Annotated in this window: 18 protein-coding genes; 16 read left to right on the top strand and 2 right to left on the bottom strand. The window is 59.3% G+C overall.

The features are described 5' to 3' along the window. Positions 1-214 precede the first annotated feature (214 nt). The 9 genes from biuH (at position 215) to ABEV74_RS03685 (ending at position 11,730) form a co-directional block, all read left to right on the top strand. Entirely contained in the window at positions 215-919 is a 705-nt protein-coding gene (gene biuH, locus ABEV74_RS03645) for a biuret amidohydrolase (protein ID WP_430143489.1), read from the top strand. 17 nt (positions 920-936) lie between these two features. After that, complete coding sequence (locus tag ABEV74_RS03650; RefSeq protein WP_430143491.1) at positions 937-2,964, top strand: allophanate hydrolase; 2,028 nt, start codon at positions 937-939, stop codon at positions 2,962-2,964. A 1,141-nt stretch (positions 2,965-4,105) separates the two neighbouring features. Next, positions 4,106-5,647 carry an ABC transporter ATP-binding protein gene (locus tag ABEV74_RS03655; RefSeq protein ID WP_430143492.1) on the top strand — a complete coding sequence of 514 codons (1,542 nt, stop codon included), beginning with the start codon at positions 4,106-4,108 and terminating at the stop codon, positions 5,645-5,647. After that, positions 5,644-6,705: an ABC transporter permease gene (locus tag ABEV74_RS03660; protein WP_213529133.1), complete on the top strand. Its 1,062-nt coding sequence runs from the start codon at positions 5,644-5,646 to the stop codon at positions 6,703-6,705. Before ABEV74_RS03655 ends, ABEV74_RS03660 begins: the two co-directional genes overlap by 4 nt. A 3-nt stretch (positions 6,706-6,708) precedes the next feature. Further along, a complete protein-coding gene (locus ABEV74_RS03665) occupies positions 6,709-7,620 on the top strand; it encodes an ABC transporter permease (protein WP_062489142.1) in 912 nt (303 codons plus the stop codon). 90 nt (positions 7,621-7,710) lie between these two features. Further along, positions 7,711-8,889: a BMP family ABC transporter substrate-binding protein gene (locus ABEV74_RS03670; RefSeq protein ID WP_213529131.1), complete on the top strand. Its 1,179-nt coding sequence runs from the start codon at positions 7,711-7,713 to the stop codon at positions 8,887-8,889. Between the two features lie 22 nt (positions 8,890-8,911). Then, positions 8,912-9,361, top strand: a complete 450-nt coding sequence (locus tag ABEV74_RS03675) for a cupin domain-containing protein (RefSeq protein WP_430143495.1) — start codon at positions 8,912-8,914, stop codon at positions 9,359-9,361. Between the two features lie 5 nt (positions 9,362-9,366). Further along, positions 9,367-10,065, top strand: coding sequence for a cysteine hydrolase family protein (locus tag ABEV74_RS03680; RefSeq protein ID WP_430143497.1), 699 nt, complete (start codon positions 9,367-9,369; stop codon positions 10,063-10,065). Between the two features lie 39 nt (positions 10,066-10,104). After that, positions 10,105-11,730, top strand: a complete 1,626-nt coding sequence (locus ABEV74_RS03685; RefSeq protein WP_430143499.1) for a PucR family transcriptional regulator — start codon at positions 10,105-10,107, stop codon at positions 11,728-11,730. A 58-nt stretch (positions 11,731-11,788) separates the two neighbouring features. On the opposite strand, the gene erm is transcribed toward ABEV74_RS03685, so the two are convergent. Then, complete coding sequence (erm, locus tag ABEV74_RS03690; protein WP_430143501.1) at positions 11,789-12,592, bottom strand: 23S ribosomal RNA methyltransferase Erm; 804 nt, start codon at positions 12,590-12,592, stop codon at positions 11,789-11,791. 459 nt (positions 12,593-13,051) lie between these two features. Next, positions 13,052-14,317: a GTPase HflX gene (gene hflX, locus ABEV74_RS03695; protein ID WP_430143502.1), complete on the bottom strand. Its 1,266-nt coding sequence runs from the start codon at positions 14,315-14,317 to the stop codon at positions 13,052-13,054. A gap of 620 nt (positions 14,318-14,937) precedes the next feature. Here hflX and ABEV74_RS03700 point away from each other — a divergent pair. From ABEV74_RS03700 to ABEV74_RS03730, 7 genes are read left to right on the top strand one after another with little or no spacing between them, the layout of a single operon-like run. Next, positions 14,938-17,058 carry a BglG family transcription antiterminator gene (locus tag ABEV74_RS03700; protein WP_430143504.1) on the top strand — a complete coding sequence of 707 codons (2,121 nt, stop codon included), beginning with the start codon at positions 14,938-14,940 and terminating at the stop codon, positions 17,056-17,058. A gap of 24 nt (positions 17,059-17,082) precedes the next feature. Then, the gene (locus tag ABEV74_RS03705) at positions 17,083-17,520 is read left to right on the top strand and encodes a PTS sugar transporter subunit IIA (RefSeq protein ID WP_062496323.1); all 438 of its coding nucleotides are present in this window, start codon (positions 17,083-17,085) and stop codon (positions 17,518-17,520) included. Between the two features lie 29 nt (positions 17,521-17,549). Continuing rightward, on the top strand, positions 17,550-17,813 hold the full coding sequence (locus tag ABEV74_RS03710; protein ID WP_062496321.1) for a PTS sugar transporter subunit IIB: 264 nt from the start codon (positions 17,550-17,552) through the stop codon (positions 17,811-17,813). A 29-nt stretch (positions 17,814-17,842) separates the two neighbouring features. Beyond that, positions 17,843-19,138 (top strand): PTS ascorbate transporter subunit IIC, encoded by a 1,296-nt coding sequence (gene ulaA, locus ABEV74_RS03715; protein ID WP_430143506.1) that lies wholly within the window; start codon positions 17,843-17,845, stop codon positions 19,136-19,138. A 49-nt stretch (positions 19,139-19,187) separates the two neighbouring features. After that, entirely contained in the window at positions 19,188-20,180 is a 993-nt protein-coding gene (locus ABEV74_RS03720) for a phosphotriesterase family protein (RefSeq protein WP_062496317.1), read from the top strand. Positions 20,181-20,193: 13 nt separating this feature from the next. Continuing rightward, positions 20,194-20,940: a creatininase family protein gene (locus tag ABEV74_RS03725; RefSeq protein ID WP_430143508.1), complete on the top strand. Its 747-nt coding sequence runs from the start codon at positions 20,194-20,196 to the stop codon at positions 20,938-20,940. A gap of 5 nt (positions 20,941-20,945) precedes the next feature. Next, positions 20,946-21,674, top strand: a complete 729-nt coding sequence (locus ABEV74_RS03730) for an SIS domain-containing protein (RefSeq protein ID WP_062496313.1) — start codon at positions 20,946-20,948, stop codon at positions 21,672-21,674. The last annotated feature ends 19 nt before the right edge of the window (positions 21,675-21,693 follow it).

Below are 21,693 nucleotides of genomic sequence, written 5' to 3' on the forward strand. Positions count from 1 at the left end.
CCGTCAGGCGTTTTTCTTATTGGCTAAAACCGCACGCACGAGCAAAATGTCGAGCTGGGCTCGTCGTCAAAAGACATAGTTGTGGATGAAAAATAAAAATTTCCGTTTCGATCTGTTATCCGTGAACAATGACGCCAATCACTTTGGCGTTATATAATATAACATATATGGGACTATACTTTACACAAAAGTGACAAGAAAAGAGGCGATATGCGTGTTTATTCCAGGGAACCCGTATCCGTACCCCTATGACGGAGATTTCAGAGCCGACAATACGGCTTTGCTCGTCATCGACATGCAGACGGATTTTTGCGGCAAAGGCGGATATGTCGACCGGATGGGATACGACATTTCGCTCACCCGGCGGGCGATCGCGCCGATCGGACGTCTGCTTGAAGCGGCCCGGGCGATTCCGGGCTTCACCATCATCCATACCCGTGAAGGCCATCGGCCGGACCTGTCGGACCTGCCCGCGAACAAGAGATGGCGCAGCAGGCAGATCGGAGCGGAAATCGGATCGGAAGGTCCCGCGGGCAAAATTCTGGTCCGGGGCGAGCCGGGATGGGACATTATCGAGGAGCTCGCTCCGCTGCCGGGCGAAATCATTATCGATAAGCCCGGAAAAGGAAGTTTCTATGCGACCGACCTCGATCTCATTTTGCGGACGCGCGGCATCCGGAATTTGATCCTGACCGGCATCACGACCGACGTCTGCGTGCACACGACGATGCGCGAGGCGAATGACCGCGGGTACGAATGTCTCATTCTCGAGGATTGTACGGGGGCCACGGACATGGACAACCATTTGGCCGCGCTGAAAATGGTCACGATGCAGGGCGGAGTGTTCGGAGTCGTATCCGATTCGGAGAAGGTGATTCCGGCTCTTCGTTCGTTGGCGCGGCAGATGGAGAACAATTAAGGGGGTGAATCGTTTATATGGGAAAACGATTCGTGCCGCGCAAGCTGACCGTAAATTCGCTCCGAAAGGGATATCTTGCCCGAAATATAACGCCGGAAGACGTCGTGGGCTGCATTATCGAAAGGTCCGTCGCCGACGCGGACATGAATATTTGGATTACGCCGCCGCGCATGGAACGGATACGCCCGTATATCGAGCGGCTTGCCGCACTCGATCCCGCTAAGACGCCGCTGTGGGGCATTCCGTTCGCGATCAAGGACAACATCGATTGGGCCGGGGTGCCGACGACAGCAGGCTGTCCCGATTTCCAGTATGTGCCGGCGGAGCATGCATCGGCAGTCGCCCGTCTGATCGAGGCGGGCGCCATCCCGCTCGGCAAGACGAATCTGGATCAATTCGCTACCGGACTCGTCGGTACGAGGAGCCCGTACGGCGAAACCCATAATGCGCTGCGCCCCGAATTGATCAGCGGCGGTTCGAGCTCCGGCTCCGCCGTTGCGGTGGCGCGCGGGCAGGCGGCATTCGCGCTCGGGACGGATACGGCCGGATCGGGGCGGGTGCCGGCGGCGCTGAACGGCCTTGTCGGCTTCAAGCCGACAATAGGCGCCTGGCCGACCAAAGGTGTCGTGCCGGCGTGCGCCAGTCTCGATTGCGTTACGGTATTCGCGCATTCTGCGGAAGAGGCGCTGCAGGTGGACCGGGTGCTGCGCGGGCCCGACCCCGCCGATCCGTGGTCGCGAAGCGTTGCGCCGCCGATGCCGCGGATGCCGCACAAGCTCTGCTTGCCAGGGGAACCGTTGCGCTTTTACGGTCCGTACGCCGTGGAGTATGCCCAAGCCTGGGAGGCTGCGGTCGACCGCTTGAAACATTTGAACGTCGAGATCGAATATGTCGACATCCGGCTGTTCGCCCGGGCAGCTGCGATGCTGTACGACGGTCCTTACGTCGGGGAACGGTGGGCCAGCCTGGGAGGTTTTATCGACGACCATCCCGGAAGCGTGTTGCCGGTTACGGAACAGGTGCTGAGGTCCGGAGCGGCCGCGCGTTATGGAGCCGCTTCCGTATTCCGCGTTCAGCATCAGTTGCAGGAGATGAAGCTGGAAGCGCGCAAGCTGCTGGAACGCGCGGTGCTCGTGCTGCCGACGGCAGGAGGAACGTGGTCGCGCGAACAAGTGCGGGAGAGTCCGATCGAGACGAACAGCGAAATGGGCCGCTACACCAATCATTGCAATTTGCTCGATCTGTGCGCGCTTGCCGTGCCTGCAGGAGAGGCGGCGGACGGGTTGCCTTTCGGTATTACGCTGTTCGCGCTGGCGGAGGACGAAGGTCTGCTGTTCGGTCTGGAACGCCGTTTATCCGGAGGAGATCGGACAGTAGTAGCTTCGAGGGATGTGCCGAACGCCGCAGTGGAGGATATAACTGGGAATGTACCGGCTGCTGCGTCAGGGGATATAACCGGGAGTGTATCTGCTGCTGTATCGGGGGATGTAATCGGGAAGGTACCGGCCCCCGTAGCGGGGGATAGAACGGTGGATGCACCGGCTGTTGTATCGGGAGATATAACCGGAAATGTACCGGCTGCATCGGGGGATGCGCGAAACGATATGCCGGAGGATATACCGAATGATGTGCCGGCGTGTTCGGAGACGACCGAAAGCGGCGGCGCCCGGGCGGGCGTGCTTGTCGCGGTATGCGGTCTGCATATGCGCGGTTATCCGCTTGAAAGTCAGATGCGGGAGCTGGGTGCGCGATTTGTGCGCGAAGACCGGACGGCGGCCAAATACCGGATGATCAGGCTGCCGTCGACGCCGGCGAAGCCGGGGCTGATCAAGCAATGGCGCGGCGGTTCGTCGATTGCGATCGAAGTTTGGGAAATGCCTGCCGAGTCGTTCGGGCCTTTCGTATCCGCCATTCCGGCGCCGCTCGGCATCGGCAAGGTGGAGCTTCAGGACGGGACGGAAATTCCGGGCTTTATTTGCGAAGCGTATGCGGAGAACGAGGCGGAGGATATTACCGGCTACGGCGGATGGCGGGCGGCGACATAGCGTTTGGATGGAACAAAGACTATTTCCCGGTGCGGGAATAGTCTTATTTTGTAATGAGAGAAAGTATAAAATTCACTTCCTTTTTACCTGTCTAATCGTTCTCCCGTCCGTTGGTGCGCCATCGTCTTGCGTCTAATCGTTCTCCCGTCCGTTGTTGCGCCATCTTCTTCCGTCAAATCGTCTTCGGTTCGTCGATGTGTCCTGCCTTCCGTCATTGTCGCCCGTCTGTTGGTGGCCCCGCCTTCAGCGTCCCGTCTCCCGCTAGATTGCTTTGGCGAAATCCTGCGAAAGTGCAGGAATTTTTGCCCGAATAGATGACTATGGCGCGAAATCTTGCAAAAATACAGTAATTTTTGGAAATTTTCGCGTGTCTGGCTTAAACGGATCAAAAAAACTGCATTATCGCAGTAATTTTCGCGGTTTGGTTATTTTACGCCCGGAAAAGTTGCACTTTTGCAGCTTTGTCCTTTTATTGGGCTTCTATCTTCCGGATGCCAGCCGCCGCGGAGTCGGAGTAAAGCGCAATTTCGGGACCGGCGGCAGTTCACAGGGATGGTGGCGTGAGTGAATAAGGGGCCGGAGTCCGGAGGTTCGTAATCGAGCGCGCATGGCGGTGACGGCGCGGGTAAATAAAGCCCTGGAGGTTGGTAATCAGGCAGGCGGGGTTGGAGCGAATAAGGGCCCGGAGGTCCGCAAATGGCCCCGGCAGTGGTGGCGCGAGCGAATAACGGGCGTCCGGTGGGGTTGGAGCGAGTGAATAAGCCCTGGGGTTCGCGATTCGGACGCCTGGCGGGGATAGAGCGAGAATAAGGCCCTGCAGGTCCGCAACCGGCCGCGTGGCGGGGGCGTCGGGCTACCGCCCGGCGGGAATAGCGCGAGCGGATAAGGCCCTGGCCGCCATCCTGGTGTCTTTTGGCCTATATTTCACCGCGAAACAGTATCCGCCTCAGACAGGGACAATGGAGTTATTTCAGTTTATGTTATATATGTGTTAGTTTTATAGACAATTGATAAAACAAGGGCTGAAAAAATGTCAAAAATCGATAAAGAAAAACTTCGAAAAGTGTATTATAATTAGTTTTGTAATAATAACTAATCTATAAAGTTAGAAAACTTAACTCAAATGGGGGGTGGATCAGACATGAAGCCGTACGACAGCGAACATCCCTATCAACCGTCTCTCTTGAAAGCGACGGGCCTGACGAAGCGTTTCGGCGCTCTGGTCGCCAATCAGGGGATCGACCTGGAGGTGAAGCCCGGTTCGATCCATGCCATTCTGGGCGAGAACGGCGCCGGCAAGAGTACATTGATGAAGATGCTCTATGGCGTCTACGAGCCGGATGAAGGCACGATCGAGATGGACGGCGGTCCGGTCGCTCTGCATCCGCCGATTAGGGCGAGGGCGAAAGGCATCGGGATGGTGTTTCAGGATTTTCGCCTCGTTCCGGCGCTTACGGTGCTTGACAATATTGCGCTGGCCGTGGAGAAAGGCTGGCGGCTGAACAGAAGCAGGCTTCTTGCCCGCATCGAAGAAGTATCGGCGAAATACGGTCTGTCGATCGACCCCGATGCGTATGTCTGGCAGCTCGATCTCGGACAGCGCCAGCGGCTGGAAATTGTGAAGGTGCTGCTTGCTCCCGGTACGCGTGTCATTATTTTTGACGAGCCGACCAGCGTGCTCGTCCCGCAAGAGGTCGAAGCCTTTCTCCGCATGCTCGATTTGCTGCGCCGGGATCGTTACGGCATTCTGCTCATTACGCACAAGATCAACGAAGTGATGGCTTGCGCGGATGAAGTGACCGTGCTGCGGAGCGGCCGGATTGTCTATACTTCCGACCGCGAGCGGGGATTCGACGCCCGGTCGCTTGTCGAAGCGATGATGGGCGATAAGACGCTCAAGCCTGTGGCCAAGCCGCCGTCCGGTCGGGAAGGGGAAGCGCCTGTCCTGCTGCAGGTCGAGAACGGCACGATTGCCGGCGATCACGGCGAGACGGTGCTGGAGAACGTTCGGCTTTCGCTGCGCAAAGGGGAAATTACCGGCGTGGCAGGCATTTCCGGCAGCGGGCAGCGCGAGTTGGCGGAAGTGCTGTTCGGGCTCCGCAAGCTGTCGGGCGGCAAGCTGACCGTAGGCGGACAGCCGATCAAGGGAGGGCCGAAAGCTTTCATGGAAGCCGGCGTCAGCTTTGTGTCCGAAGACCCGATCAAGGAATCGGTCGTCCCGGGGTTTTCGATTCTGGAGCATATGGTGCTGGACGGCATTCCGCTTCGCGCCAAAGGGGTCGGAATCGATTGGAGCCATATTCGCAAAGCGCTGGACAGCAGCGCGGAGGCGAAGGCGCTCGCGCTTGCCGAGGCGAGCCGGCGCGCAGACCGGCTGTCGGGCGGAAATGTGCAGCGTATGGTGCTCTCCCGGGCGCTGATCCGTAAACCGGATGTGCTGATCGTCAGCTATCCGAGCCGGGGGCTTGATATCGGCACGACGCATACGATTCAGCAGCAGCTGATCGAGCTGGCGAGACAGGGAACGGCCATTCTGCTGTTCTCGGAAGATCTCGACGAACTGTTCAAGCTTTCCGACCGGCTCGTCGTACTGTCCGGCAAGCGGCTTCTCGGCCCCTATCTTCCCGCGGAAACCGATATATCGCAAATCGGCCGACGGATGCTGAAAGGAGAATCCGCATGAAACAACAAGCCGCTGCGTTGCCGCTGCAAGGCGCTTCCGATATATGGCGGAGCCGCGTCAGATCCGCTGGCGTGCAGGCGGCCGTCCTGCTTGCCCCGTTCGTCCTGTACGGCTTGTTCCTGCTCGCGAACGGCGTCAATCCGTGGACCTTGTACGTATCGATGATCCGGTCAACCTTCGGCGATCTGTACGGTTTGGGCGAGGTGCTGCTGAAAGCGACGCCTATTATTCTAACCGGCCTTGCCGCCGCGCTCCCCGCCAAAGCGGGTCTCGTCAATGTCGGGGGCGAAGGGCAGCTTGCGATCGGCGCGCTGTTCTCCACCTGGTTCGCCGTATTCTATCTCGATCAGATGTCCGCCTGGGTCGGCATTCCGCTCATGCTGCTCGCCGGCGCGCTCGGCGGGGCGGTATGGGCCGGCATCACCGCGGCGCTCAAAGTGAGCGGCCGGCTCAACGAGACGATTACGAGCCTGCTGCTCAATTATGTGGCGGCCTACACGGTCAGCTTTTTCGTTCACGGGCTGCTGAAGGATCCCGAATCGTTCAACTGGCCCTTCTCGCCCGAAATATCGCCGGCGCTACGGTTGCCGATCTTGGACGGGACGAGGCTTCATATCGGCTTCGCGGTTGCGATCGCATTCGCGGCGGTCGTCTGGTTCGTGCTGGCGAAGACGCGCGTCGGCTTCCGCATCCGCGTGCTCGGCAGCAATCGTCTGGCCGCGGAGCGGGCAGGATTCAACATCAACAGAACGTATGTCGCGGTGCTTCTCGCCGGCGGGGTTCTGGCAGGAATAGCCGGCATGATCGAAATTGCGGGAATCGAAGGGCGGCTGCGTCCCGAGACGGGAGCCGACTACGGCTACCTCGGATTTCTCGCGGCGATGATGGCCTGGAACCATCCCGTGCGGCTCATCGCAACCGGCTTTCTGCTCGGCATGATCAGTGTCGCGGGCAATACGCTGGAGATCGGCTCGGGATTGCCGTCGTCTTCCGTTCATATTTTGATGGGCCTTGTCCTGTTCTTTATTCTTGGCAGCAGAAGGCAGAAGGAGGGGTAAAGGATGATTGCCGATATTTTGACCGGCGCTCTGCGCTCGGGAACGTCCGTTATGCTGGCCAGCCAGGGGGAACTCGTATCGGAGCGGGCGGGCGTCATCAACCTCGGCACCGAAGGGGCGATGCTGGCCGGAGCGCTTGGCGGATTTGCCGTTACGGTATGGACAGGCAATCCGTGGCTGGGGGTGTTGGCGGGCGGCTTCTGCGGTATGTTGATCGCCGCGATACACGCTTTTCTGGTCTTGACATGCGGCGCCAATCAGCTTGCTGCCGGCTTGACGATCATGTTTTTTGCCATCGGGCTGACGTCGTTTTTCGGGCGGGAGTTCGTCAGCCAGCGGATCGTCGGGTTCAATCCGGTGCCCATCCCGCTGCTTTCCGATATCCCGTTCGTCGGCGGCATCCTGTTTAACCACGATCCGCTGACGTATTTGTCGATTGCGCTCGTCCCCTGCCTATGGTACGCGCTGTTCCGGACAAGGCTCGGCGTCATCCTGAGAGCGGCGGGCGAGCGGGAGGAAGTGCTGTTCGCAAGCGGGATCAATCCGAAGCTGGTCCGTTATTTGGCGGTGCTGGCCGGCGGTTGCCTCGCCGGCGTCGGCGGCGTGCAGCTGTCCGTCGCCTTCACCCACAGCTGGGTTGAAAATATGACCCAGGGGCGCGGCGTCGTCGCGGTGGCGCTCGTCATCTTCGCTTCGTGGAAGCCGGCGCGCGCCATGCTCGGCGCTTACCTGTTCGGCGCCGCCCAGGCTCTGCAGCTGACGGTGCAGCAAATGGGCTGGCCGATATCGACGTTTTTCCTGTTCATGGTTCCGTACCTGCTGACACTGGCGGCGCTTCTCGTCGTCGAGCGGAGAAAGCAGAGCGTAACGCCGGAAGCGCTCGGCAAAGTGCTGGCCGGGGATACGGGCGGTTGAGGAGACGGCGGATTTCAGGCAATCATTTCAGGCAATCATGTGTAAATCGTATGGATCGTATGGGTTGAGACCAACTGGAGGGAAACCGAGATGAAGAGAAGAGTATGGATAAAAGCGAACCAATGGATAGCCTGTGCGCTGACGATTGCCGTCCTCATGGCCGGGTGCAGCCAGCCGGGCGGCGGAGGAGGGGCTTCGGCGCCCGGCGCCGCGGACACGGAGTCCGCAAGCGGCGGGACGGCCGCTCCGGGAACGGGCGGAACCGCGGTCGGCTTTATTTTCGTCGGCACGAAAGACGATCACGGCTATAACCAGGCGGCCTATATCGGCAGCGAGGCGGTGGAGAAGGCTTACCCCGATCTGAAGGTGCTGCGGGCGGAGAATGTGCCGGAGACGGCCGAAGCCGAGCGGGTGATGGAGCAGATGATCCGGGACGGCGCCAAAATCATTTTCCCCACCTCTTACGGCCATCTCGATCCGGCGCTCAACGTCGCCAAACGGCATCCGGACGTCGCGTTTTTCCATCAGGGCGGATTGAAGACGGCGGAAAATCTGGGCACCTATTTCGGGACGATCTGGGAGCCGATCTATCTGGCCGGCGTTGCCGCGGGCAAAATGAGCAAAACGGGCAAGCTTGGCTATGTCGTGTCGGTGCCGATTCCGCAGGTGCTGCTTAATGTGAACGCGTTCCAGCTCGGGGCGCGGTCGGTCAATCCGAACGCGACGACCTCCGTCGTCTTTACCGGCAGCTGGTGCGATCCGGGGCAGCAGGCGAATGCGGCCAACTCGCTGATCGACGCCGGGGTGGATGTGATCACCCAGCATCAGGACTGCACGAAGACGATTATTGAAACGGCCGAACGCCGGGGCGTCATGTCGGTCGGCTACCATACCGACGCTTCGGAGCTGGCCCCGAACGGCTGGCTGACCGGCTCGAGCTGGAACTGGTCGGATCTGTTCGTCGATATGGTGAAGGTGGCGGTGAACGGCGAATTCAAGGGCAGCAAGTATGACGGCAAATATCGCGGCATGCTGAAGGACGACATCGTGCAGCTGGCGAATTTCGGCGCGAATGTGCCGGATGACGTGAAGGCGCTCGTCGAGGAGAAGAAGGCGGCGCTGATTGACGGCACGCTCCATCCGTTCGCCGGTCCGGTGAAAGATCAGACGGGGAACGTCCGGATCGCGGAAGGCGAGCTGCCGACGCTCGATGAACTCGAAGCGACGGATTATTTGGTAGAAGGCGTCATCGGGAATATTCCGAAATAACGGCATGGGAGGCGGCGGCAACATGACGGATGCGCGAACGATTGTAAAACGGGCGGCGGAGATGGACTGGTCGCTGATGCCGGACCATGTATCGCTGTACCACAGGGAAATTGTCTCGGCGGCCGAGGCGGATGCGCTTGGCGTCCGCGCCAGCTCGGTGCTGTGGGAAAAAATCGGGGTCGGCGGAGCCATTCTCCCCCATTATCACGATGTGGCGGAAATCATTCATATTACGGCGGGAAAAGTGCGGCTGCTGTGCAACGGCGAATGGCGGTCGTACGAGGCGGGCGACACCTTCCACGTTCCGGCCGGCGTCGTCCATTCGGTCGTGAACGATGACACGGCGCCGACCGAGCAAATCAGCATTTTTCTTCCGGTCGAAGAAGGGGCGCCGCGCAACCGCTATTTCGGAACGACCCAGGTGCCGGCGCCTATGCCGCCAGACCGTCCGCCCGCCGCGGAGGGAGAGTGAGCTCCATGCTTGCTCCGACGTATCAGGTGAGCGCGGCGCTGCCTTATCCTTACGAATGGCGGGCAGGCGCAGCCGCGCTCGTCATCATCGATATGCAGAACGACTTTTGCGCGCCGGGAGGCTTCGGCGAACGGCTCGGCAATGACATTTCGCCGGCGCGGGCGATCATTCCGGTCATCGCCGATGTGCTGGAAGCTGCGCGCGAGGCCGGGCTGCTGATCGTGCATACAAGGGAAGGGCATCTGCCCGATCTGTCCGACTGTCCGCCGGCGAAGCTCGAACGCAGCCGGCGGCAAGGCGCGGGCATCGGCGATGAGGGGCCGATGGGCCGCATCCTGATCCGCGGGGAGCGCGGTCATGCGATCGTTCCCGAACTGGCGCCGCTGCCGGACGAGATCGTGATCGACAAACCGGGCAAAGGCGCATTTTACGCGACCGGGCTTCATGATGTGCTGCAGGAGAGACGGATCGAGTCGCTGATCCTGTGCGGCGTAACGACCCATGTGTGCGTCCATACGACGCTGCGGGAGGCCAACGACCGGGGATACCGCTGTCTTGTGCTCGAGGATGCGACGGCCGCATTCGATCCGCGGGACCATGAGGCGGCGATTCGCATGGTGCGGCAGCAGGGCGGCATTTTCGGCTGGACTTCCCCGGCGGCGCCGTTCATCGCAGCGCTTCGAACCGGACATCCCGGCGCATAGATTCCGCCGCAACAGACCGGTATAGAAAGGATGGTAGCGATGGATTACGACATGCGGGGAGGACTGGCTGTCAAGGATCTGTTCGATATCCCCCATTTCCGTGAAGCGATTCTTCTCGGCGGCGAAGCGGGGCTGGAGAAGACGATCAGCCGGGTCAACGTGATGGAGGTGCCGGATGTAGCCGATTGGGTCCGCCCCGGCGAATTTCTGATGACGACCGGCTATCCGTTCAAGGACGACCCGGATACGCTGGTGACGCTGATCGCCGAGCTGGCGCAGAAAGGCGTCGTCGCTCTCGGTCTCAAGACGAAGCGGTTCGTCGACGCCGTGCCGGAAGCGGCCGTCCGGGCGGCCGACCGCTGCGGCATGCCGCTAATCGAGCTGCCTCCGGGGACGGCGTTTTCGGATGTCGTCAGGGAAGTGATGGAGCGGGTGCTCGTGTCGGAATCCAAAGAACTGACCGTCCTGCAAGGACGGGTGCAACGCCTGTCCCGCATGCTGCTGCATGGGGACGGGCTTCCCGCTTTTATGAACCATTTGCAGCTGATGATTCATCACCCCGTCGTCCTGCTCGATCCCGAGAACCGTCTTGTCGCGTCGCCTGACGCGGAACGGTATTGCCGGCTGATCGACGATGCCGGCTGGCATGCGCTGCGGTCGGCGCGCGACCGCGAAGCGAGCGTGCTGCAGGTTGCCGGCAGCAGCGTCCGGGTGCGGGTGATGCCGGTGTCCGCCGACCCGCTTCATCCGTATTTGCTGCTTGTATTCGAGGAAGGGGGCGGATACGGCATCGTCGATTCGCTCACCGTAAATTGGGCCGGCCGACTGCTCGGCTTCGAAATCAGCAATATGCAGGCGCGGAAAAAAATCGAGATGAAATATTTCGATCAGTTTCTGCAAGACTGGATGACCGGCCGGATCGTATCGTCCGTCGATTTGCGCCTGCGGGCGGAAGCGTGCGGATGGCCGCTCGAACGGCATGCCTCCTATATCGCGGGGGCGGCCGCTCTGGAGGACGGTCCGAACGATGCCAAAGAACAGCAGGAGTTGGCCAAGCGGCTGAACGGGGAAAGCGTATTGCGGGGCTGCGGCGGCATCAAATGGACCGTATTGGAGGGCGGGCTCGTCGTGCTTCTGACGTTCCGCGGCAACGACCGGGAGGAGGAAGAAGGTGCCGTGCAGGCGGCCTGGTCGATTTTGCAGTCCGTACTCCGGGGGAAACGGGCGGCGCTTTGTCTCGGCCGGACGGCGGACGGCACGGATGGCGTGCCGGACAGCTACCGCGATGCGAAACGGGTCGCCGAAATCAGGCGGGTGTGCCGGCTCGGGAACAATATTGTCCGGTATCGCGAGCTTGGTGTCTATATGCTGCTGTACCGGCTGCAAGGATCCGAGGAACTGGCGGAATTCAGCAGGATGTATGTCGCCCCGCTGCTGGAAATGGACCGCAAACAGCAGGGGTCGCTGTTGACGACGCTGCGCACTTATATCCATTGCAATTGCAACGCCAAGGAAACGGCCGAGCGGATGTTCGTGCACTACAATACGATCAGCTACCGGCTGGAGCGAATCCGCAACGAGCTCGGTCTTCGGCTCGATGATCCGGAGACGAAGCTGCTCGTCCAGCTCGCGCTCAAAGCGATCGATATCGGGGAAAGCGAATAGCAGGGCTTCCCGGAAATGATCCGGAATGTCGGGAAGCCCTGCCGCACATTGCACGGTATTATTTCCGCCTTGCCGGCCACCGGTGCCGCTCCACATGGGCGAGCATCGTGTGAAAGACGATTCCCCACTGCCGTTCATTCAGCCGGCAGATCGGATCGTTCCGATTAGCGCCGACCGCTCTCAACAGCTGCTTCAGCTGCGGCGGCGTATAGATGCCTTTCAGCGCTTCGTGAATCGGCAGATCGGGATACCGCAGCCCGTACTCCGCCAGCGCGATGAAGCGGGTGCGGTGTTGCAGCGGCACGGGCGGGCTGCTTTTGCGCCGGATATGAAGCAGCGCCGCGTCCACGCTCGGCGGGGGCGAGAAGCGGTGCCGCGGGACGACTTTGGCCAGCTTGATGTCGAACCACATTCTCCATGCCAAGAGCCGCGCGCTGCGAATACGGCGTGCGGTAAAGCCTTTCGCCGCGCCGTGCGCGACGATCAGCACCGCCCGTTGAAAAGCTTCCGCCGGCGAATCGAGCAGCCGGGTCAAGATGGCCGTCGTCATATAAAAAGGGATATTCGCCACGACGCAGAAAGGCTCTTGCGGGAGCCGCGTTATGGCAAAATCTTTTTCGACGACTGTAATATGGCGCAGCTCGCCGGTTCTTCTGCGCAGTGCTGCCGCCAAAACGGGGTCGTTCTCGACCGCCAGCACCTTGCCGGCTTTCTTCGCCAGCAGGAGCGTAATCGCCCCGGCTCCGGCCCCGATATCGACGACGGTATCGGTCGTTCGGATGCCGGCGATGCCGATCATTTCGAGAATGAGCTCGCGGTCCCGCAAAAAATGTTGTCCGTGGAGCTTGTCTCGCTCCGGCACCGCCAACGCTTCTTGGAGACGAACGCTCCTTCCGGACGGACGGCATCTAACCGCCGCGCGCCCGGCCTCTCGAACCGTCATTTCGGCTCAACCCAATCCGCTCAGGCATGCGTCATTGCACGCCAAAGGCTATCCTAGCGGTATTTTCGCATAGGCGTAAAAAGGCAGACCAAATCCGAGTCCTCTGCACACAGGCAGAGCTTTAAGCGCTATTCAGTTGGCGCAAAGCATGCGTACTCGGATTTTTTGGTCTACCATACGTAACCCTCCGTTCGGCTGAAAGCCGGGATATGGCCTAACCGTTCGACGAAACGAACGATCGAGATACGGTCTAACCGTTCGATGAAACGAACGATCGGGATACGGTCTAACCGTTCGATGAAACGAACGATCGGGATATGGCCCAACCGTTCGACGAAACAAACGATTAGGCGATTAGGCGATGCCCGGGTAACGGGCTTACAGCTCGATAAAATGAGCGCGGTATTTCTCGTAGTCCGCGGCTTTGCATTCGAGCCGCAGCCGCGTTCCTTCCGGTTCGTAGCTCGTTTCCTGCACATGAGCGTGCTCGTTGAAATACGCGACCAGCCGCGCCTGATCGTACGGAATGACGATTTCGCGCTGTACATAGCTGCTGAATATCTGTTCGCGTATCATGCCGACCAGCTCGTCGATCCCTTTCCGCTCCCGGACGGACAGGTATACGGAGCCGTCCTGCACTTGCGGGTACGGATGTTCCGTGATGTCCAGCTTGTTAAAGGCATAAATCATCGGAATGTGATCCGCGCCAAGATCCCGGAGCGTGTCGTTGGTCACTTCGATCTGCTTCTCATGATCGGGATTGGAAAAATCGACGAAGTGTATGAGCAGGTCGGCTTCGGCCACTTCCTCCAGCGTCGAGCGGAACGCTTTGACCAGATGATGGGGCAAACCGCTGACAAAGCCGACGGTGTCCGTCAGCAGGAACGATTTGCGGTCGGGCAGCTCGATGCTGCGCACCGACGTCTCCAGCGTGGCGAACAGCATGTCGCGGGCCAGCACCTGCTTCTCCGGTTGCGGATTGTACCGCTCGACGAGCGCGTTCATCAGGCTCGACTTGCCGGTATTCGTATATCCGACGAGACAGACGACAGGTATGTCGTTCTTGCGGCGCTGCTTCCGCTGGACCTGCCGGCGCGCGACCAGCTTCTCGAGCTCGTTCTGCAGTGCGGCGATCCGTTCTTCGATGCGGCGGCGGTCAAGCTCGAGCTTCGTCTCGCCGGCTCCTCTGTTGCGGAGCCCGGCTCCGCCGCCTTGCCGGCCGAGCGACGCGCGCAGCCCGACCAGGCGGGGAAGCATATATTGCAGCTGGGCGACTTCCACTTGCAGCTGGGCTTCTCTCGTCTTCGCCCGTTCCGCGAAAATATCGAGAATGAGCATGGTGCGGTCGATCACCTTTCGCTTGAGCGCCGCTTCCAGATTGCGAATCTGGGAAGGAGACAGCTCGTCGTTGAAGATGACGAACGCCTCTTCGTACGCTTCCAGCAGCGCGGCGAGCTCCTGGAGCTTGCCGGCGCCGATATAATGGGAAGGGTTGATACGAACGGCCTTCTGGCTCAGCTCGTCAACCACTTCCACCTGGCATGCTTCGGCCAGGCTGCGCAACTCCTCCATGGAGGAGGCAAAATCGGTGCGTTCCGGCAGGTGAACGCCGACAATGACCGCTTGTTGCTGTTGTTGTTTCATATTGAGATCATCCTCCGTTCCAAAAAAAAGCAATAAAAAAACACAGGCCGGCCGCCTGTGTCATCCGTGAAAACGGGTAGAGGATGCAGAAATAGCTATCCATGGAAAACGCGAACAAAGCAGCTGCATGCCGGAAACGACAGATCGCATACAAGGTACGACCGATCGCAACCGATGCCGGGAACGACAGATCGCACGCGGGGTACGACCGATCGCAACCGATGTCGGGAACGACAGATCGCACACAAGGTACGACCGATCGCAACCGATGTCGGCAGCCGAATGCTCAACGTTTGACGTAACGGGTACGTGAAAAAATGGACAGACCTATCCCGAATCCTCTGCGCACAGGCAGAGCCTTTGGCGTCATACAATTAGCCGCGCAAAGATCTGATCCGGATAGAATCTATCACACGTAACCCTCCGTTCCATTCGTTTGCATACGAGTGTACCACAACCGGCCCGTCTTTGGCAAACCCGTTTTGGAGAAGCCGCGAATCTATCGCCTATCCGTATAATTTTGCACAATAACACGGACAATAATTGCGCTGTTTTATTTTAATATCGTTAAGTACAATAGCTGACAAGAGAGAGTCGCACAAGGTTGGGAGGGCTTGTCCTTGCTGGATGAAAGAAGCGCTTCCATGCTCGCTTATTTGCAGGAAAAGCAGGATTACGTTTCGGTGCGGGAGTTGATGGGTGCGTTTCACATTTCGAAACGGACTGTTTATTACGATATGGATAAAATCGACGGCTGGCTGCGGTTTAACGGCATGGCTCCCGTCGAGCGGGTGCGCGGAGCGGGCTTTCGGCTGCCGGAGGAGACCCGTTCGCAGCTGCCCGCCAAAGCGGGAAACGCCCGAGTCTCCCAATATTATTTGTCCCGGGACGAACGGGTGGCCTGGCTCGGCTTGCATCTGATCCATCGGACGAAGCCGATGTTTCTGCACGATATGGAGCAATTGCTCCAGGTCAGCCGCGGAACCGTTCTTGCCACGCTGCAGCAGCTGCGGACCGAGCTCGCCGCTTTCGGCCTCGACATTGCGTTTCATCGCAAAGACGGCTACGAAGTGCGGGGGAACGAGAAGGATAAGCGAACGGCGCTCTCTCATATGCTTTCCGCGCTGCTGACCCATATGAGCTGGAAACAGTTCGTATCCCGGATGCGGGGGTTGGTCGGGGCCAATCTGTACCGCTCGCATTTTCCGCATTTAGGGGAAGACCGGCTGTCTTCCGTCTATGACATGATCGCTTCCGGTGAACGGGCGATCGGCATGGAGCTGGCCGACGAAACCATTGTTCATCTTGCCGCCCTGCTGCTGCTGTCCGCAGACCGGCTGGCTCAAGGGAAGCGGGTGACGATGGACGAGGAGGAGAAGCGGGCGCTGCGCAAGACACCGCAATTCCAGGCCGCGGTCAAAATCGCGCAGGAGCTCGAAAAGCTGTTCGGCGTGCCGTTTCCGGAGGACGAGATTTGCTATATGACGGTTCATTTGCTGGCTGCCAAGGTGAACAGGCTGGAGCGGGAATCCGACGATCAGGAAACCGCGCGTCTCCGCGAGGCGACCGGCCGGATGATCGATATGTTCGAACGTCTCGGCTGTGTTTATTTCCAGCATCGCGAAGCTTTGGAGAAGCAGCTGTTTCTCCATGTGAAATCCGCGTATTACCGGATCAAATACAATCTCAAGACCGAGAACCCGCTTACGGCCTCGATTATGGAGAAATATCCCGAAGTGTTCGAATTGACGAAAAAATCGGCGCTGCCGCTGGAGGAGTTGCTGGGCAAACCGATCGGCGACGACGAATTGGCGTATATGGCGATGCACTTCGGCGGCTGGCTGCGCAGGGAGCAGGTCAAGCCGGTCCGGCGCAAGTCGGCGGCGATCGTTTGCGTCAACGGCGTATCCGCCTCGCGCATGCTGAAAATCCAGCTTGAGCAATTGTTTCCGGCCATCGATATTACGGCCGTTCTGTCCTTAAGGGATTACGAGCATTTTACAGGCAAGGTCGATTTCATCTTTTCCACCGTGCCGCTGCCGAACAGCGAAGTTCCCGTCTTTACCGTCAACGCCATTATGAGCGATGCGGAGAAAGCCAGCCTGCTGAACCGGCTCCTTCCGCATCTGGATGGCGGAGCGGGGGAAGGGCCCGGTCCTTCCGCGCAGGCCATCGTCGAGCTGGTGAAGAAGCATGCGGTCGTTCGAAACGAAGGGCGGCTGCTCGAAGATGTCCGGCGATATTTGGCGGCGGCCCGAGGCGGGAGAGTGGAAGACCGGAAGCCGTCGCTCAAAGAGCTGCTGACGCCGGACCGCATGACGCTTCAGGGCGAAGCGGAGGATTGGCGGGCCGCGATCCGGCTCGCCGCGGAACCGCTGCTGAACGACGGCAGCATCGTCCGGCGGTATGTGCAGGCGATGATCGATAAAGTCGAACGCCACGGACCCTATATTGTGATCGGGCCGGGTATTGCGATCGCCCATGCCAGGCCGGAAGACGGCGTTGTCCGAAGCGCGATGGCGCTGCTGACCTCGGCCCGAGGCATCGACTTCGGCTCCGAACCGCGGCATCGGGTACGGCTTTTGTTCGTCATCGCGAGCGTGGACGGTGAGTCGCATCTGAGAGCTTTGGCGCAGCTGACGGAGATGTTCCGCGAGGAACGAAACCGTGAACGGCTTGCCCAGGCGACTGCTCCGGACCCAATCGTCCGGATAATCGAACAATATTCGACCTCTGTCTAAGCCCGAGTTGAGGAGGATGATAGGATGCGTTTTTTGGAACAAGACTTGATATCGCTGGATGCCGAGGCGAAGGACGCGGAGGAGGCGATCCGGCTGGCCGGCCGCCTGCTGGTGAACGGCGGAACGGCGGACAACCGGTACGTGGAGGCGATGGTGGCCGCTTATCGGGAGAAAGGGCCTTATTTCGTCCTCGCTCCCCATATCGCGCTGCCTCATGCGAAAGCGGAGGACGGGGTGAACGAGGCGTCCGTCTCCTTCGTTCGGCTCCGCCGTCCGGTACCGTTCGGCCATGCCCACAACGACCCGGTCGAGCTCGTCTTCGCGCTCGGATCGTCGTCCAGCGCGGATCATATTGCGCTGCTGCGCAAACTGACGACATTGCTCAATGACCCGGCGAACGTGCAGGCGATGAAAGAAGCCGCAACCGCCGGCGACATAGAGGCCTTGCTGGCAAAAGCTTGAAATCAAATCCAAAACGGGAGGTAATGGCGATGAAAGTGTTGTGCGTATGCGGATTAGGTCAAGGAACGAGTCTCATTTTGCGAATGAATGTGGAAAACGTTTTGAAGGAGATGGGCGTGCAGGCGGACGTCGAGCATACCGACGTTTCGACGGCTTCGTCCATGCCGGCGGATTATATCGTCACGAGCAACGAACTGGCGCAAACCCTGCAAGGGCATTCGGCCCAAATCGTCATCGTCAACAATTATTTCGACCTGAACGAGATTAAAGAAAAGTTGAAAGCCGTTCTATAGTTCTATAACCGAATAGGGGGGATTGTCCAATGGACGCTTTATTCTGGATTGCCACGAATATATTCGGAACGCCCGCCATTTTGCTCGGCTTTATCGTGCTGATCGGGCTGCTCCTGCAGAAAAAAACGGTCAGTCAGGTCGTCAGCGGAACGTTCAAAGCGGTGATCGGTTTTCTGATTATCGGCGCCGGCGCGAACGTCATCGTCAACGCTTTGAACGTGTTCGAGCCGATGTGGAAGGAAGTATTCGGCCTCGAGGCCGAATCGCTGGGGCAATTTCTCGGCCAGGACGCCTTTAATGGAAAATACGGCAGCGCCGTTACGCTCGCCATGCTCGTCGGCTTTCTCCTCAACGTGCTGCTGGCCCGGTTTACGAAGTTTAAATATATCTATTTGACCGGGCACATGATGTTCTGGACGGCTACCATTTTTGCCGGTATCGTCGTGCATGCGGCGGGGGATGTGGCGCAGTGGAAGCTGGTTGCGTTCATCGCGGTCATTCTCGGCCTGTACTGGACGCTGCAGCCGGCTTTGACGCAGCCGTTCATGCGCCAAATTACCGGCAACGACAACATCGCGCTCGGCCATACTTCCGCTTCGGTCGCGCTGCTCGGCGCGCTGTTTGGCAAGTGGCTCGGCAACAAAAACAACGACGCGGAAAAAATCAAAGTACCCAAAGGACTGGAATTTCTTCGCGATTCCAATGTCATTACGGCGCTCAGCATGGGCGTTCTGTTTCTGGTCGGCGCGCTGGTCATCGTGACGAAAGGCACGCCCGGCGCCCAGGAGCTGATCGCCAAGGCGGGAGAGCAAAATTTCATCATATACGCCATCATCCAATCGCTTACTTTCGCCGGAGGCATCGCCATCGTGCTGATGGGGGTGCGGATGTTCATCGGCGAGCTGGTTCCCGCTTTCAACGGGATTGCAACGAAGATCGTGCCCGGCGCGAAGCCGGCGCTCGATTGCCCGGTCGTATTTCCGTACGCGCCTAACGCGGTTATTCTCGGGTTTATCGGCGCTTTTGCCGGCGCGCTGATCTGGCTGGTCGTGCTGGGCAACACCGTTGCCTATATCTTCGTGCCGACGATGATCGTGCTGTTCTTCCACGGCGCTACGGCCGGGGTGTTCGGCAACGCGACCGGCGGCGTGCGCGGCGCATTGATCGGCGGTTTTCTGACCGCCACCGTCGTCGCATGGGGCCAGTACATTATGGTGCGCTTCCTCATTTCGTCGACGGTGCCGGATACGGCGATGTGGGCGGCCGATTCCGACATGTTCATCATCGGTCCGATTCTGCGCTTCCTGGCGCAATTGCTGTTCTGAACGTCCTGGCCGACGAACGCCAATCATCAAGATATGGGAGGGACGATCGATGAGTTTTATTCGGACGCTTGATGCCGACATTCCCAAAGAGCAGCTTGGCTTTACGTATTCCCACGAGCATATCGTATGCCGGCCGGCCTACTGGGCGGAACGCGGGGAAGATGATCTGCTGCTGGACGACCCGGAGAAATCGAAACGGGACGTTCTCGATTTCAAGCGGCATGGCGGGCAGGCGATCGTCGACGCGACGGCGATCGATTACGGGCGCGACGTGCCGGCGGTTCATCGCATTATGAAGGAGACCGGCGTCCGCATCGTCGGCACAGCCGGCTTCAACAAGAGCTTTCTGTGGAATGCCAAGGTTAAGGAAGAGCTGAAGCCGCTGATCGGCAACTACAACACGTATTACGAATGGATCGAGGCGAAAAGCGTCAACGAACTGGCCGATTTCGTCATCCGCGAAGTGGAGGAAGGGCTGGAGGGCACGCCGTTCAGAGCCGGACAGGTCAAATTCGGCACCGGCTACAACCGGATTACGCCGCTGGAGGAGAAGACGCTGCGCGCCGTCGCCCGCGCGCACCACGAGACGAAAGCGCCGATTCATTCCCATACGGAAGCGGGGACGATGGCTCTGGAGCAAATCGAGCTGCTCCGGAGCGAGAACGTCGATCTGAGCTTCCTCAGCCTTGGGCATATGGACCGCAATCCGGACCCGTATTATCACGAGCAGATCGCGAAAACCGGCGCCTATTTATCCTTCGACGGCATCGGCAAAATCAAGTACGCGCCCGAAAGCACGCGTATCCACCTCATTTTGGAGCTGGTCCGCAAAGGCTATGAGGACCAGATTCTGATTAGCGGGGATACGGCCCGCAAAACGTATTACAAGCATTACGATTACGGTCTCGGGCTGGAATATATTATCGCCAAGTGGGTGCCGCGATTTGTGGACGAGGCCGATCGGGCCGGGTTTGACGGACGCAAGCTGATCGAGAAATTTTTCGTGACGAATCCGGCCAATTGCTTCGCTTTCAAACGGTAAAGGAGCGGGAAGCATGATTTTTCAAGACGAAAATTCATTCGATATCGCGGCCAAAATCGAACGGATGCCGTGCGCGATTTTGCCGATCGGCGCCGTCGAGGCGCACGGCCCGCATCTTCCGCTCGGTACGGACAACCTGCTTGCCGAACGGCTCGCCCGCCGGCTGGCGGAACGGACGGACAGCTTCGTCCTGCCTACCCTTCCGTACGGCCAGGTATGGAGCCTGCAAAACTTTCCGGGCAGCATTAACGTTTCGAACGAAGCGCTGGTCCGGATGCTTTACGACATCGGGGAAAGCCTTGTCCGGCAAGGCTTCCGCATTTTTGTCATGCTGAACGGGCATCTCGGCAACGCGGTCGCCTTGAAGGAAGCGGCCCGACTGTTGTACCGGGATTATCCGGAGCTCAAAGTCTACTATTTCTTTTACCCGGGGGCGAAAGAAGCGATTAACGAGGTGCGGGAATCGCCCTCTTCGCACTCTTCCTATTTTCACGCGTGCGAGCTGGAAACGTCGTATATGCTGTATTTGGCGGAGGAACATGTGGATATGTCGAGAGCGATCAGCGATCCTCCGGAGATCGGCCTGGAGGCCGACTGCACGCCGACCCCGTGGGAGACGTTCACGCAGACGGCCGTGCTGGGGGATGCGACGCTGGCCGCGAAGGAGAAAGGCGAGCGGATCATCGAAGCGACGCTGGCCGCGATGACGACGATGATTCAGGAAGCCAAACAACGGATTCATACCGGCAAGGAGAAGTGATACGGTTGCTGCACACTTATTTCCGGCATATTCGTCAAATGTTGGACGAGATTGAAAAACGGCAGGCGGAAGCGGTCGGCGAAGCGGCCGCGAAAACGGCGGAAGCGATTATGAACGGCGGCGTCATTCATTTCTTCGGCTGCGGACATTCGCATATTTTGACCGAAGAAGTGTTTTACCGCGCCGGAGGACTCGTTCCGATCCGCCCGATTTTCGTCGAGAAGCTGATGCTTCACGAAGGCGCGGTCCGCTCCTCGGAGCTGGAACGGCAGAACGGACTTGCGGAGACGTTCATGAACGATCAGGATATCCGTCCCGGCGAAGTGATGTTCGTGCTGTCCACTTCCGGCCGCAATCCGGTGCCGATCGACGCCGCCCTTATCGCCAAGCGGAAAGGCGCGTTCACGATCGGCATCACCTCGCTGGCGTATTCGCAAAGCCAGCCGTCCCGGCACGAGAGCGGCAAGCATCTGTACGAGGCCGTCGATCTGGCCATTGACAACGGCGCGGTCGCGGGAGATGCGGTGCTGACCCATCCCGGCGTGCCGATCCCGTTTACGCCGACGTCCACCGTGATCGGCGCGGCCGTTCTCAATGCCATCCTGGCGCAGGCGATCGCCGTTATGGCCGAGCGGGGTTACGAGCCCCCCGTCTTTCTAAGCGGCAATATCGACGGCGCCGACGAGCATAACCGGGCGCTGATCGAACGCTATCGGGACCGGGTACCGCTTTAACAGGTAAGGAGGAGCAATG

This window comes from Paenibacillus cisolokensis (assembly GCF_050481165.1).
Classification (GTDB): Bacteria; Bacillota; Bacilli; order Paenibacillales; family Paenibacillaceae; genus Paenibacillus_AH; species Paenibacillus_AH cisolokensis.